Source organism: Micromonospora sp. NPDC005252 (assembly GCF_042872475.1).
GTDB lineage: Bacteria > Actinomycetota > Actinomycetes > Mycobacteriales > Micromonosporaceae > Micromonospora.
Map to the genome: position 1 here is coordinate 68,104 of NZ_JBIAKN010000006.1, position 13,463 is coordinate 81,566.

Genomic DNA, 13,463 nt, shown 5'->3' on the forward strand with positions numbered 1-13,463 from the left:
GTGCGCACGGTGCTGGCGATGCGGACCCGGCAGGGGTGCGAGGAGCGCTTCGAGGCGGAGTGGCGCGCCGCCGCCGAGGAGATCCGCACCCTGGACGGCTGCCTGCACCAGGACTTGGTCCGCGACGCCGACGACCCGAGCAGCTATCTGGTCATCAGCGACTGGGCGGACCGGGAGCGGCTGGACGCCTTCGGCCGCAGCGCGCACCGGGACCGGCTGCTGCGCGTGGTCCGGGAGCTGCGCGAGTCCGCCGAACGACACACCTACCAGGTGCTGCACACTGTGAACAGCGAGCCGGGGGAGGCCCGATGACCGACGACGTGGTGCCGGCGAGCGAGCTGTACACGGAGGCGTTCGCGGCCAATCCCTATCCCACCTTCGCCCGGCTGCGTGCCGAGCGGCCGGTCTGCCCGGTCGGCTCGCCCCGGTTCGACTCGTGGCTGATCACCAGCTTCGACGACGCGCGCACGGCGCTGACCGACCCGCGGCTGTCCAAGGACCTCTACGGGCCCGACCAGCACTACCTGCGGATCTTCGGCCCGAACTCGGAGGGCCTGAACCGCAACATGCTCAACTCCGACCCGCCCGAGCACACCCGCCTGCGCCGGGTGGTGTCACAGGCGTTCGCGCCGCGGCGGATCGAGGCGTTGCGGCCCCGGGTGGCCGCGATCGTCGACCAGCTGATCGACAAGATGGTGCCGCAGGGCGAGGCGGACCTGATGCGGGACTTCGCCATCCCGCTGCCGATGACGGTCATCTGTGAGCTGCTCGGCGTGCCGCCGGTCGACCACGACCGGGTGCTCGACTGGACCCAGGTGATCCGCACCTCCGGCTCGACCAGCCGACCCCCGGCCGAGGAACGGGCGGCGGTGCAGGAGGCCCAGCTGCGGCTGCACCACTACCTGGCCGACCTGGTCCGGGCCAAGCGCGACGACCCGGCCGACGACATCATCGGCGCGCTGGTGGACGCGGTCGACCGGGACCACACGCTGTCCGAGGCGGAGCTGGTCACCACCACGTTCCTACTGCTGTTCGCCGGCCACCAGACCACCGCCGACTTCCTCGGCAACGCGGTGCTGGCGCTGCTCACCCACCCGGAGCAGTGGGAGCTGCTGCGGACCACGCCGAGGCTGCTGCCGACCGCGATCGAGGAGCTGCTGCGGTTCGACGGCCCGCTGCCGGTGGCCAGCCCGCGCATCGCCACCGAGGACGTCGAATACCAGGGGGTACGCATCCCGCGCGGCGCGATCGTCGGGGTGGCGATCAACGCGGCGAACCACGACCCCGCCCACTTCACCGACCCCGACCGGCTCGACCTGCGCCGGGTCCGGGGCCCGCACCTCGGCTTCGGCCACGGCGTGCACTACTGCCTGGGCGTCTCGCTGGCCCGGATGGAGGCGCTGCTCGCGCTCTCCGCGCTGCTGCGCCGGCTGCCCGGGCTGCGGCTTGCCGTCCCGCTCGCCGAGGTGCGCCGACTGCCCGCCGCCTCGCCCTTCCGCGGCCTGCTGGAACTGCCGATCACCTTCACCGTCTAGCCCGCCTACCCAGCCAAGGAGCACGTCATGGTCTTCCGGAACGTGATCGTCTGCCACATGGTCCCCGGCAGCGACGAGATCGTCGGCAACGTCTTCGGCCACTACGACCAGGCCACCCGGCCCCAGGATCTCGGCGTCATCGGCCGGTACCTGCTGTCGCACCACGACCTCTACCTGCACGTGATCGAGCGCGAGCAGGACCCGCGGATCTCCGGGCAGACGCGCGGGCTGCCCGCCTTCCAGAAGATCGCCGAGGAGATCGGCCCGTACGTGACGCCGTACCCGCGCTACTGGAAGAACCCGTCGGACTCGGTGGCCAAGGAGTTCTACCACTGGGCGCCGGAGGGCGAGCCGCCCGAGGACACCACGCTCACCGTGATCGTGGGGCGGATCAAGCCGGGCGCCGAGCCGGACGTGGCCCGGGTGTTCGGCGAGTCGGACGCCGGGTCGCTCCCGACCGACCTGGGTGTCACCGGACGCTGGCTCTACTCCATCGACGATGTCTACGTGCACCTGCTGGAGCAGGAGTCGTCGGCGGCCGAGGCGACCCGGGACCAGCACGCCGAGAAGCCGGCCTTCGGCAAGGTGATGCAGGATCTCGGCCCCTACGTGGAGCCGTACCGGCCGGACCTCTGCCACGGCCCGCAGGACCAGGTCGCGACCGTCTTCTACCGTTGGCGCGCGCAGGACTGAACCCGCGCCGAAACCACTATTCGTCGCACCCCCGTACGCCGGGCTGAAGCCGAGGCGTACGGGGTGTGACGGGCGGCGTCGTCCATCGCGACCAGTGCGGCAGGCCGCACGGACACGCGAATCGGCGGTGACCGTCCGGGTGAGGGTCACCGCCGATTGCGTGGTCGAACCGGTCAGGTGGCCGAGCAGGCGGTGTCCAGCTCCTTGATAGCGGCTTCCAGGGCCTTTTTGCTGGGCTTGGCGCCGGCGGACTTGTTGTACGCGTCGCTCAGGCCCATCATCTCGTTCTGGATTTTTTCGCTGGCGGCGGTGACTGCCTCGTTGGCGCCCATCGAGTGCGCCAGGATCGCGACCGAGCCGGCGGCCCACTGGGCACTGACCGCGAAGTGTCCGGCTGGCGGGCCGATCTTCTCGGCCTTGGTGACCTTAGCCGCGTTGTCCTTGATGTCCTTCTTGATGTCGGCGCAGGCCTTCACTGTGGCCGCGTCGTTGGCCGCGGTGCTGGTCGCGGTGGTGGCCGCACTACCGGTCGGGGCGGCGCTCGAGGCCGCCGGGGACGGCGAGGTTGCAGTGCCCGCAGATTCGGGCTGCGGATCGCAGCCGGACAGCGCGATTGCCGCCGCAACGGCCGAGCCAGTCAGGACGAGTCGAGTTCGGTTCATCGATGTTTCCCCCATGATCTTCATGTTCGGCGCACGCTACCAGCCCTGGTCGGACGGGTCGGATCAATTAGAGGGCCGACGAGCACGGAGCCCTAGGTCTGGAGCTGGATGCGGGGCGCGTGGTGACTGTGGACGACGGGTGCCGTAGTGCTCGCACGTGTCGGTCCGCGGGCGGCGAAGGTTGGTCTGCGTCGAGAACGTCCCCGACCGGACCGGTTCCGGGCAGAGGTAGCCGAGGTGCAGTTGCACCCATGGAGTGCGGGTGCACGCCGCCGTGGCGGGCGGTGAGGCGGCGTGAGCCAGACCGTCGCCGGCCGGGCTGGAGGTAGGGCCGGCCCGTCCGCTAGCCCCGACGTTCGCCGAGTACGTGCCAGTGGTGGCCGCCGCGGTGTCGCCGTTTAATCCTCGGGCGTACGGCTCGAACGGGAATCGGGTGGTGCAGGCATGGGGGATCGGCGTATCGATGAGGTGGCCCCCGAAGGTCATTCGTTGGCGGCCCGGGCCTCGGGCTTGATCCAGCCGAAGGTGCGCTCCACCGCGCGCTGCCAGTTCTCCCGTTCCTCGGCCCGCACGGCGTTGTCCATCTTGGGCACCCAGCGGGCGGCGGGGTGCCAGTTGCTGCGCAGCCCCTCCAGGTCGGGCCAGTAGCCGACCGCCAGCCCGGCGGCGTACGCCGCGCCGAGGGAGACCGTCTCGGCGACCATCGGGCGCACCACGGGCACCGCGACCACGTCGGCGACGAACTGCATCAGCAGGTTGTTGGCGGTCATCCCGCCGTCCACCCGCAGCGCCGTCAACTCCAGGCCGGAGTCGGCGTTCATCGCGTCGACCACCTCGCGGGTCTGCCAGCCGGTGGCCTCCAGCACCGCGCGGGCCAGGTGCCCCTTGGTGATGTACGAGGTGAGCCCGACGATCACGCCGCGCGCCTCGCTGCGCCAGTGCGGCGCGAACAGCCCGGAGAAGGCCGGCACGATGTAGCAGCCGCCGTTGTCGTCCACAGTGCGGGCGAGGGTCTCGATCTCCGGCGCCGAACTGATCAGCTCCAGCCGGTCGCGGAACCACTGCACCAGGGACCCGGTGATCGCGATGGAGCCTTCGAGGGCGTAGACGGCCGGCTGCCCGCCGATCTGGTAGCCGACGGTGGTGAGCAGCCCGTGGCTGGAGTGCACCGGCTCCGTGCCGGTGTTGAGCAGCAGAAAGCTGCCCGTGCCGTAGGTGCACTTGGCGTCGCCCGGCGCGAAGCAGGTCTGGCCGAACAGGGCGGCCTGCTGGTCGCCGAGCGCCGCTGCGATCCGCACGCCGGGCAGGACGGCGGTCGCGGTGCCGTACACCTCTGACGAGGAGCGGATCTCGGGCAGCATGGCGGCCGGGATGCCGAAGAAGGCCAGCGAGTCCGGGTGCCAGCCGAGCGCGCGAAGGTCCATCAGCATGGTCCGGCTGGCGTTGGTGACGTCGGTCAGGTGCAGACCGCCGTCCGGGCCGCCGGTGAGGTTCCAGATCAGCCAGCTTTCCATCGTCCCGAAGAGCACCTCGCCGCGCTCGGCCCGCTCGTACAGCCCGGGCGTGTGGTCGAGCAGCCAGCGCAGCTTGGGGCCGGAGAAGTACGTGGCCAGCGGCAGCCCACAGTGTTGCCGGAGGTCCTCGGCGCCGGGTGCCCGGGCCAGCGTCTCCACCAGTGTGTCGGTGCGGGTGTCCTGCCAGATGATCGCCGGCGCCACCGGGACGCCGGTTCGCCGGTCCCACACCACTGTGCTCTCCCGCTGGTTGGCGATGCCGATCGCGGCGACCTGGCCCGCGACGATGCCGGCCTGGGCGAGGGCCCTGGGCACCACCTTGCCGACGTTGCGCCAGATCTCCAGCGCGTCGTGTTCCACCCAGCCGGGCCGGGGGAAGTGCTGCTGGTGCTCCCGCTGCGCCACGGAGACGAGGTTGCCCCGGCGGTCGAACACGATGCAGCGGGTCGAGGTGGTGCCCTGGTCGATGGAGACGACGTAGCTGTCAGTCATTCCTCGTCCTCTCTGGGCGGATGGCGGTGCAGGGTGGACGGATCACCAGCGCGCCGCGCCGAGGTCCCGGGACACCGCGCGTGCGGCGTCGCGGACGTACGCGACGAGCGTCGGGCGGGGGTGGCGCTGCGCGTCGCAGACGCGGTCGACCGGGCCGGAGAGCCCGATCGCGCCCACGACGAGGCCGCCGTAGCCGCGGATGGGCGCGGCGATACCGGCCTCGCCGAGGGTCATCTCCTCGATCTCGGCGCCCCAGCCGTTGTCCCGGATCGCGGTCAGCGCCCGGCTGAGGGTCCGGGCGGTGACCAGGGTGCGCCGGGTGTACGGCTCGGGTTCGCCCTGCATGACCGCGTTGGCGGCGCCGACGTCGTAGGCGAGCAGGACCTTGCCGAGCGCGGTGGCGTGTGGGGGCAGCAGGGACCCGACGTCGAGGGTCTGCAGGGTGTCGTCGGGCCGGAAGACGTGGTGGACCACCAGCACCTTGCCGTCCAACAGGGTGCCGATGCGGACGGCCTCGCCGCTGCGCGCGGCCAGCGGGTCGGCCCAGTTGATGGAGCGTGAGCGCAGTTCGTTGACGTCGAGGTAGCTGGTGCCCAGGTGCAGCAGGGCCGCCCCGAGCTGGTACTTGCCGGAGGTCTTGTCCTGCTCCACGAAGCCGACGTCCTGGAGCGTGCGGACGATACCGTGCGCGGTGCCTTTGGCCAGGTCGAGAGAGCGGGCGATCTCCCCGATGCCGAGGCGGCCGGAGCTGCTGGCCAGCAGGCGGAGGATCGCCGCGGCCCGCGTGATGGACTGCACCTGACCCGGCATGGGGCGGAATGCTAATCGCGTTTTGGCGGCCGCAACAGTGTTCGGCATTGTCGACCGAGGTTCGTTGACCCGGCACCGAGGGTTTCCTACGGTTCACCGCACAGTGACGTTACTGCACCGCGGCGTCACCGACCGACCCTCCACTTCCCCCGAGGGGAGGGCTGCCACCCCCACCGTTTTTGGAGGCAAGATGGCGCAACGGTTGAAAGCGCCCGGGCTCGTTGGCGAGTTGGCCGCCGAGTTCGCCGGCACCGCGATTCTCATCCTGTTCGGCGTGGGCGTGGTCGCCCAGGTGGCCGCGGCGGGAACCGGGGAGTTCGACAGCATCGCCTGGGCCTGGGGTCTCGGCGTCACGCTCGGCGTGTACGTGGCGGGCCGCATCAGCGGCGCGCACCTCAACCCCGCGGTCACCGTCGCCCTGGCGGTCTTCAAGGGCTTCTCCTGGCGCAAGGTGATGCCGTACGCCCTGGCCCAGACCGCTGGCGCGTTCGTCGCGGCCCTGCTCATCCGCTGGAACTACAGCGAGGTGCTGTCCCGGTTCGACCCGGGCCTGACCAGCAAGAGTCAGGGCGTCTTCTCCACCCTGCCCGGTGCCGGCGTGAGCGAGTGGGGCGCGCTGCGTGACCAGATCATCGGCACGGCCATCCTGCTGTTCCTCGTCCTGGCCGTCACCGACGCGCGTAACTCGCTGCCCGCCGGCAACCTCGCCCCGCTGATCGTCGGCCTGATCGTGGTGGCGATCGGCATGGCCTTCGCCGCCAACGCCGGCTACGCCATCAACCCCGCCCGCGACTTCGGCCCCCGCCTCGCCTCGTTCCTGACCGGTTACGAAACGGCCTTCCAGGACACCAGCGGTTATCCGTACTTCTGGGTGCCGATCGTCGGGCCGCTCGTCGGTGGCATCATCGGCGCCGGCCTCTACGAGCTGATCATCGGCCGCTTCCTGCCCAGCGAGGACGAGTTGGAGCCGGGCGCCCTGGCCACCGAGAAGACCTCGGCCGAGGACGAGCTCGCCCGCATCTGACATCGCCGACCCGAATCCTTACGACGGACACAGAAGGAGACACCCGAATGGCTGACTTCGTCGGCGCGGTCGACCAGGGCACCACCAGCACCCGCTTCATGATCTTTGACCACGGCGGCAACGAGGTCGGCCGCCACCAGCTCGAACACCAGCAGATCCTGCCGCAGGCCGGCTGGGTGGAGCACAACCCAGTCGAGATCTGGGAGCGGACCCAGACGGTCATCCAGACCGCGATGAACGCCCGTGGCCTGACCGCCTCCGATCTGGCCGCGCTCGGCATCACCAACCAGCGCGAGACCACCGTGGTGTGGAACCGCCGGACCGGCCGGCCCTACTACAACGCCATCGTCTGGCAGGACACCCGTACCGACCGCATCGCCTCGGCCCTGGAACGCGAGGGCAAGGGCGACGTCATCCGACGCAAGGCCGGCCTGCCTCCGGCGACGTACTTCTCCGGCGGGAAGATCCAGTGGATCCTCGAGAACCTCGACGGGGTCCGGGAGGCCGCCGAGCGCGGCGAGGCCGTCTTCGGCAACACCGACTCCTGGCTGCTGTGGAACCTCACCGGTGGCGTCGAGGACGGGGTGCACGTCACCGACCCGACCAACGCCAGTCGCACCATGCTGATGAACCTGGAGACGCTGGACTGGGACGACGAGCTGCTGTCCTTCTTCGACATCCCTCGCGCCATGCTGCCGGAGATCCGGCCGTCGTCCGACCCCCGCTCGTACGGCAGCACCCGGCAGCACGGCCCGTTCGCCGGCCGGGTCCCGATCACCGGCGACCTGGGCGACCAGCAGGCCGCCACGGTCGGGCAGGTCTGCTTCGCCCCGGGTGAGGCGAAGAACACCTACGGCACGGGCAACTTCATGCTCCTCAACACCGGCACGGAGATCGTGCGGTCGAAGGCCGGGCTGCTCACCACGGTGTGCTACCAGTTCGGCAACGACGCCCCGGTGTACGCGCTCGAAGGCTCGATCGCGGTCACCGGCTCGGCCGTGCAGTGGCTGCGCGACCAGCTCAAGATCATCAGTACCGCCGCGCAGAGCGAGATCCTGGCCCGCCAGGTCGAGGACAGCGGCGGGGTGTACTTCGTGCCCGCGTTCTCCGGCCTGTTCGCACCGTACTGGCGCTCCGACGCCCGTGGCGCGATCGTCGGCCTCTCCCGGTTCAACACCGACGCCCACATCGCCCGGGCCACTCTGGAGTCCATCTGCTACCAGAGCCGGGACGTGGCCGACGCCATGGAGCAGGACTCCGGGGTGCACCTGGAGTGCCTCAAGGTCGACGGCGGCGTCACCGTCAACGACCTGTGCATGCAGATGCAGGCGGACATCCTCGGCGTACCGGTCAGCCGGCCGGTGGTCGCCGAGACCACCGCCCTCGGCGCGGCGTACGCCGCCGGCCTCGCCGTCGGCTTCTGGAAGAACACCGACGAGCTGCGCGAGAACTGGAACGAGAGCCGGCGCTGGCAGCCGGGCTGGTCGCCGGAGCAGCGCGAGAACGGCTACGGCCGGTGGAAGAAGGCGGTCCAGCGCACCCTCGACTGGGTCGACGTCGACTGACGCCCCACCCCCCCTCAAGGATCCGGGCGGCCGGCGCCCGTCGCCGGCCGCTCCACCCTCCTCAGGAGAGAGAAGACGGATGCTTTCCGCGACACTGTCACCGGCCGCCCGCGAGCGGTCCCTGGCCGCCCTCGGCAGCGGCCAGGAACTGGACGTCCTGGTGATCGGCGGCGGCGTCACCGGCGCCGGCTGCGCTCTCGACGCCGTCACCCGAGGTCTGTCGGTCGGGCTCATCGAGGCCGGCGACTGGGCCAGCGGTACGTCGAGCCGGTCCAGCAAACTCATCCACGGTGGCCTGCGCTACCTGGAGATGCTCGACTTCGGGCTGGTCCGCGAGGCCCTGCGCGAGCGGGGCCTGCTCCTGCAGCGGCTCGCCCCGCACCTGGTCCGCCCGGTGCCGTTCCTCTACCCGCTGCGCCACCGGGGCTGGGAACGGTTGTACGCCGGCGCCGGCGTGCTGCTCTACGACACGATGAGCCTGTCCGGCCGCCACGCGCGCGGCGTGCCGACCCACCGGCACCTGAGCCGCCGCGGGGCGCTGCGCGCCTGCCCGTCGCTGCGGCCCGAGTCGCTGGTCGGCGCTCTGCAGTACTACGACGCCCAGGTCGACGATGCCCGGCTGGTGACCTTCCTCGTCCGCACCGCCGCCGCGCACGGGGCGTACCCGCTGTCGCGGGCCCGCGTCGTGGGTTTCCTGCGCGAGGGCGCCCGGGTTACCGGCGCGCGGGTGCACGACCTGGAGACCGACCGGGTGTTCGAGGTGCGCGCCCGGCAGGTCATCAACGCCACGGGGGTGTGGACCGACGACACCCAGGCCCTCGTCGGTGAGCGGGGCCAGTTCCAGGTCCGCGCCTCCAAGGGCATCCACCTCGTGGTGCCGCGCGACCGGATCCGGTCCAGCACCGGCCTGATCCTGCGCACCGAGTCCAGCGTGCTGTTCGTGATCCCGTGGGGCCGGCACTGGCTGGTCGGCACCACCGACACCGACTGGGACCTGGACAAGGCGCATCCGGCGGCGACCAGCCGGGACATCGACTACCTGCTGGAGCGCGTCAACGCGGTGCTGGCCACCCCGCTGACCCGCGACGACGTCGAGGGCGTGTACGCCGGCCTGCGCCCGCTGCTGTCCGGAGAGTCCGACGCGACCGCCAAGCTGTCGCGGGAGCACACCGTGGTCAGTCCGGCGCCCGGACTCGTGGTGGTGGCCGGCGGCAAGTACACGACGTACCGGGTGATGGCGCGCGACGCGGTCGACGAGGCGGTGCGCGGCCTCGGCGGCGCGGTGGCCGCCTCGTGCACCGACCGGGTGCCCCTGCTGGGGGCGGAGGGCTACGTCGCCCGGTGGAACCAGCGCCGCCGGCTGGCGCAGCAGTCCGGCCTGCACACCGAGCGCGTGGAGCACCTGCTGCGGCGCTACGGCGCCGCCGTCGACGAGGTGCTGGCGCTGCTGCGGGAGGACCCCACGCTCGGCGAGCCGCTCGACGGCGCGGAGGACTACCTGCGGGTGGAGGTCGTCTACGCGGCGTCCGCCGAGGGGGCGCTGCACCTGGAGGACGTGCTGACCCGGCGTACCCACATCTCGATCGAGAGCTTCGACCGGGGCCTGATGGCCGCCCGGCCGGCGGCGACGCTGATGGCGCCGGTCCTTGGCTGGGACGACGAGCGGGTCGACCGGGAGGTGGCGCACTACGTCGCGCGGGTCCGGGCCGAGCGGGCCGCGCACGAGCAGCCCGACGACGCGGCGGCCGACGCCTTCCGGCTGGACGCGCCCGACGTGGTGCCGGCGGTTGCCGTGGCGACCTGAGCGGGCTCCGGCGGTGTGCCCGCACCAGCTGGTCCTGGCACTCGTCTTTGTTCTCCGCCGGTCAAAGGCGCGCCGACGCGGCCCTAGGTGTCGGCGGCTTCACCGATCAGAAATCCTCCGCCACGTCGTCGGTTCCTTTAGCACTCACGCACCGGTGGAAGGATCAACGACCATGACCGACGCCAGACCGCTAAGCGCCACCGAGGCCGCGTTCATCGCGGCGGTCCACTCAGGCGACACGGCGCGGTTTGCACTCATCACGGAGCGCCACCGGCGTGAGCTGCAGGTGCACTGTTACCGGATGCTCGCGAACTACGAGGACGCCCAGGACATGACGCAGGAGACGTTCCTGCGAGCGTGGAAGAAGCGGGAGTCGTTCAGGGGCCACGCGGCCGTGCGGACCTGGCTGTACCGGATCGCGACGAACGCCTGCCTCGACTTCCTGGAGAAGCGCAACGACCGCACACCCGTACCGTTCGAGCTGCCGAACCCCGACTCCGAGCTGCTGTACCTGCAGCCGTACCCCGACCGGATGCTCCCCGAGGACCCGCTGGAATCGGTGGTGGCGCGGGAGACGATCGAGCTGGCGTTCATCATCGCCGTCCAGCACCTGCCGCCGCGGCAGCGGGCGGTGTTCATCCTGCGCGACGTCCTCGGCTGGCCGGCGTCGAAAGCCGCCGACGCCCTTGAGCTGACCGTCGCATCGGTGACCAGCGCACTGCAGCGGGCCCGTGTGACGATGCGCGAGCAGCTGCCCGACCGCCGTCTCGACTGGCGGAGCCCCGCCACCCACGAGCTGTCGAATGACGAGCGCGGCGCGGTGAAGTCGTACATCGAGGCCCATGAGCGCAACGACCTCGACGGGCTGACGTCCCTACTGCGCGACGACCTGCGTTTCGCGATGCTGCCCGATCCGGGCACCGTGACCACGACGGCCAGGGAAGCGGTGGACGGCTGGGTCTCCCATGGGCTCTTTCAACGCGGCTACGACGACTGGCGCGGTATCACCACGACGATCAACCGCATGCCGGCCGCCGCGCTGTACCTCCGCACCCCCGACGACCCGGAGTACCGGCTGTTTACCATCGCGGTCCTGCACATCGTCGACGGGAGGATCGCCGAGCTCACCGGATTCGACGCCACCGACAAACCATGGCTGGGCCTGCCTCCGACACTGTGATCAGGCGAGTCCGGCCCGTGCTCATCGCCTCGTCTCGTACCGGGTCAGTATCACGCCGCCGGGAAACGGCCGCGTCTCCACCAGGTTGAGGTTCACCCAGCTGTCCAGGGCCGTGAAGAACGGCGTGCCGCCGCCCAGCAAGGCCGGTGCGGTGACCAGCACGTACTCGTCGATCAGCCCGGCACGCATGGCCGCTGCGGCAAGTGTGGCGCCGCCGATGTCCATGGGGCCGCCGTCTTCGGCCTTGAGCCGAGTGATCTCGGTGACCGCGTCGCCGGTGACCAGGCGGGTGTTCCAGTCGACCGTGCGGGTCGTCGAGGAGAACACCACCTTCGGCATGTCCCGCCAGCGGCGGGCGTACTCGATCTCCGCCGGTGTGGCGTCGGGCTGCTGGTCGGCGGTCGGCCAGTGGGAGCTCATCGCCTCCCACAATTTGCGCCCGTACAGCGCCAGGCCGGTCGCCCCCACCCGGTCGGACCACCACTGGAACAGCTCGTCGCTCGGTACGCTCCAGCCGAGGTCATCGCCAGGCGCGGCGACATAGCCGTCCAGGCTCACGTTCATAGCGAAGATCAGTTTCCGCACCGTGCCAACCTCCCGTAAGTCCATTTAGTACGTACAGACGGGCGCGGCGCGAAAACCTCATCGGTGTGCGATCGGCCCCGCAGGTAAGCCCTCGCGCCCCGGGGGGTCAGCAGCCGCATCCAGTGCTATGGCAGCCGCATCCCGCTCCAGCAATGGCACGCTGGACCGAGCGACGGCGGTGCAGCCACCACATGCCGAGCGCAAGAGCCACCAGTCCGGCGGCGATGGCGAACAGCGTCTTCTCCAGGATCGCGGCGCCCGCGCCGGTGAGCACCCCGGCGGCGATCAGCAGAGGCAGCGCGCAGCAGGCGGCGCAGGCGAGGATGGCGAGTCCGCCGGCAACCTTGCTGCGCCGCGGCGGCGTGTTGTCGATCTCCCCCGGGGCTGGGTTCGGGATGCGGGTCGGCGGCGGGACGGGCTGGCTCATTCGCGTTCTCCGGAGGGTCGAGTGGTGCCGATGGTCAGATACGGGATCGGGCAGTCCGTGCAGGTGCAGTTGGTGAGGCTGTTGCAGCGCGCGTCGACGACTTCGGTGAGCGTGGCGCGGATCGCGGTCAGGTCGGCGATCTTCAGATCGATTTCGGCGATCTTGTCGATGGCCCGATGCCGCAGATCCGCGCTCGGGTGCCGGTGGCGGCCCGCGTCGAGCAGCTCGGCGACCTCGTCGAGGGTGAATCCGAGTCGCTGCGCTGCCTTGATCACGTTGAGCAGGGCGACCGTGTCGGCTGGGTAGAGGCGGTGCCCGCCGTTCGTCCGTGACGGTTCGGCGAGCAGGCCGCGGCGCTCGTAGTAGCGCAGCGTCTGGATGTTGACGCCGGCCTGCTCGGCGACCTCGCCGGTGCGCAGCCCGTCCATCACGACGCCCGTGCCGTCGACCGGGTACCGGCGAACGGCAACCCAGCCTGGGCCCAGTCGGCCTTGCCGCCGTCGTAGCCGCGTACGTCGGTGTAGCCGAGCCGCTCGAACGCGGCGGCGGCGGCCTTCGAACGCGAGCAGGCCGGGCCGGAACAGGAGGTGACCACGGTCCGGTCGCGGTCCGGCGTCAGCCGGGCCGCCAGGTCGGCGGACAATTCACCGGGCAGGTTCATCGCACCGGGCAGATGGTCCGCCTCGAAATGAGCTGCCTCGACGAGCGTGACCTCACCGGCATCGAGCAGTTCGCGAAGCCGGTCACGACTGATCCGCTGCACGATGCTCCTCTCGGCTCGCGGTGCGAGCGGCAGCGTCACGGGCGCGGCCCGCGAGAGAGGCCAGGACCTCGCCATGCTGGGGCGGCACCGCGACGTCCAGGGTCACGGCCTCCCCGTCGCCGATACGCTCGACTGCGACGGTGAAGTCGAAGGACGAGCAGCATTCGGTCTCGCGAGCGGCAAGGTCACGCACCGTGGCCGCCAGACCCGCCGGGCCGGCCAGACGCAGGCGCGTGTGTGTCGCGTCGAGCTGGTCCACCTCGCGCACGGCGGTGGCGAACAGTTCAGCAAGCTCCGCCAGCCGCAACGGCTGTTGCGCCCTGGGTCCACACGACCTTCGAGGCCGCTGCCGGACTCCGTAAAGGATGGCCACGATCGGGTCGCGTCGCAGCTCGCACCCGTGTCGGTG

Annotated in this window: 15 protein-coding genes; 7 read left to right on the plus strand and 8 right to left on the minus strand. The window is 70.9% G+C overall.

Annotated elements, in window-relative coordinates:
• From ACFYPH_RS18860 to ACFYPH_RS18870, 3 genes are read left to right on the plus strand one after another with little or no spacing between them, the layout of a single operon-like run.
• The gene (locus ACFYPH_RS18860) at positions 1–312 is read left to right on the plus strand and encodes a putative quinol monooxygenase (protein WP_387183272.1); all 312 of its coding nucleotides are present in this window, start codon (positions 1–3) and stop codon (positions 310–312) included.
• A complete protein-coding gene (locus ACFYPH_RS18865; protein ID WP_355067910.1) occupies positions 309–1,535 on the plus strand; it encodes a cytochrome P450 in 1,227 nt (408 codons plus the stop codon). Before ACFYPH_RS18860 ends, ACFYPH_RS18865 begins: the two co-directional genes overlap by 4 nt.
• Before the next feature lie 27 nt (positions 1,536–1,562).
• The gene (locus ACFYPH_RS18870) at positions 1,563–2,228 is read left to right on the plus strand and encodes a TcmI family type II polyketide cyclase (protein ID WP_354862540.1); all 666 of its coding nucleotides are present in this window, start codon (positions 1,563–1,565) and stop codon (positions 2,226–2,228) included.
• A gap of 173 nt (positions 2,229–2,401) precedes the next feature.
• Here the strand turns inward: ACFYPH_RS18870 and ACFYPH_RS18875 are convergent, their stop codons facing one another.
• The 3 genes from ACFYPH_RS18875 to ACFYPH_RS18885 form a co-directional block, all read right to left on the minus strand.
• The gene (locus ACFYPH_RS18875) at positions 2,402–2,914 is read right to left on the minus strand and encodes a hypothetical protein (RefSeq protein WP_355067912.1); all 513 of its coding nucleotides are present in this window, start codon (positions 2,912–2,914) and stop codon (positions 2,402–2,404) included.
• 458 nt (positions 2,915–3,372) lie between these two features.
• Positions 3,373–4,896 carry a glycerol kinase GlpK gene (gene glpK, locus ACFYPH_RS18880; protein ID WP_387183276.1) on the minus strand — a complete coding sequence of 508 codons (1,524 nt, stop codon included), beginning with the start codon at positions 4,894–4,896 and terminating at the stop codon, positions 3,373–3,375.
• Between the two features lie 42 nt (positions 4,897–4,938).
• Positions 4,939–5,706, minus strand: coding sequence for an IclR family transcriptional regulator (locus tag ACFYPH_RS18885; RefSeq protein WP_354862546.1), 768 nt, complete (start codon positions 5,704–5,706; stop codon positions 4,939–4,941).
• A gap of 190 nt (positions 5,707–5,896) precedes the next feature.
• On the opposite strand from ACFYPH_RS18885, the gene ACFYPH_RS18890 reads away from it, so the two are divergent.
• From ACFYPH_RS18890 to ACFYPH_RS18905, 4 genes are all read left to right on the plus strand, one after another.
• A complete protein-coding gene (locus ACFYPH_RS18890; protein ID WP_355067915.1) occupies positions 5,897–6,730 on the plus strand; it encodes an MIP/aquaporin family protein in 834 nt (277 codons plus the stop codon).
• Between the two features lie 47 nt (positions 6,731–6,777).
• Positions 6,778–8,295, plus strand: a complete 1,518-nt coding sequence (glpK, locus tag ACFYPH_RS18895; RefSeq protein WP_387183280.1) for a glycerol kinase GlpK — start codon at positions 6,778–6,780, stop codon at positions 8,293–8,295.
• A 79-nt stretch (positions 8,296–8,374) separates the two neighbouring features.
• Entirely contained in the window at positions 8,375–10,099 is a 1,725-nt protein-coding gene (locus ACFYPH_RS18900) for a glycerol-3-phosphate dehydrogenase/oxidase (RefSeq protein WP_355067919.1), read from the plus strand.
• 172 nt (positions 10,100–10,271) lie between these two features.
• The gene (locus ACFYPH_RS18905; protein ID WP_354863155.1) at positions 10,272–11,279 is read left to right on the plus strand and encodes an RNA polymerase subunit sigma-70; all 1,008 of its coding nucleotides are present in this window, start codon (positions 10,272–10,274) and stop codon (positions 11,277–11,279) included.
• Between the two features lie 21 nt (positions 11,280–11,300).
• Here the strand turns inward: ACFYPH_RS18905 and ACFYPH_RS18910 are convergent, their stop codons facing one another.
• From ACFYPH_RS18910 to ACFYPH_RS18930, 5 genes are all read right to left on the minus strand, one after another.
• Positions 11,301–11,864: a dihydrofolate reductase family protein gene (locus ACFYPH_RS18910; RefSeq protein WP_354863154.1), complete on the minus strand. Its 564-nt coding sequence runs from the start codon at positions 11,862–11,864 to the stop codon at positions 11,301–11,303.
• 106 nt (positions 11,865–11,970) lie between these two features.
• Positions 11,971–12,291, minus strand: coding sequence for a hypothetical protein (locus tag ACFYPH_RS18915; RefSeq protein ID WP_387183285.1), 321 nt, complete (start codon positions 12,289–12,291; stop codon positions 11,971–11,973).
• A complete protein-coding gene (locus ACFYPH_RS18920) occupies positions 12,288–12,719 on the minus strand; it encodes a MerR family transcriptional regulator (protein WP_363941011.1) in 432 nt (143 codons plus the stop codon). Before ACFYPH_RS18920 ends, ACFYPH_RS18915 begins: the two co-directional genes overlap by 4 nt.
• Positions 12,719–13,054 carry a rhodanese-like domain-containing protein gene (locus ACFYPH_RS18925; protein WP_387183287.1) on the minus strand — a complete coding sequence of 112 codons (336 nt, stop codon included), beginning with the start codon at positions 13,052–13,054 and terminating at the stop codon, positions 12,719–12,721. Before ACFYPH_RS18925 ends, ACFYPH_RS18920 begins: the two co-directional genes overlap by 1 nt.
• Positions 13,035–13,361, minus strand: a complete 327-nt coding sequence (locus tag ACFYPH_RS18930; protein WP_387183290.1) for a hypothetical protein — start codon at positions 13,359–13,361, stop codon at positions 13,035–13,037. The genes ACFYPH_RS18925 and ACFYPH_RS18930 overlap by 20 nt, the downstream gene beginning before the upstream one ends.
• Positions 13,362–13,463 lie beyond the last annotated feature (102 nt).